This window comes from uncultured Shewanella sp., assembly GCF_947495455.1.
Classification (GTDB): Bacteria; Pseudomonadota; Gammaproteobacteria; order Enterobacterales; family Shewanellaceae; genus Shewanella.
In genome coordinates, this window is the sequence record NZ_CANLZC010000299.1 from 1 (window position 1) to 268 (window position 268).

The window sequence follows — 268 nt, forward strand, 5'->3', positions numbered from 1 at the left end:
CAGGTGATGACCTACCTGTTATTCAAGGCTCAGCGCTTAAAGCCCTTGAAGGTGAGCCAGAGTGGGAAGCAAAAATCATTGAGCTTGCAGAAGCCCTAGATACTTATATTCCAGAGCCAGAGCGTGCGATTGACGGTGCATTCATTCTTCCCATCGAAGATGTATTCTCAATTTCAGGTCGTGGTACTGTTGTTACTGGTCGTGTAGAGCGCGGTATCATCAAGGTTGGTGAAGAAGTTGAAATCGTGGGTATCAAAGACACCACTAA

1 pseudogene is annotated in these 268 nt (G+C 46.3%); it reads left to right on the forward strand.

Annotated elements, in window-relative coordinates:
• A pseudogene (gene tuf / locus Q0791_RS25165) lies at positions 1–268 on the forward strand (elongation factor Tu); the annotation flags it as partial.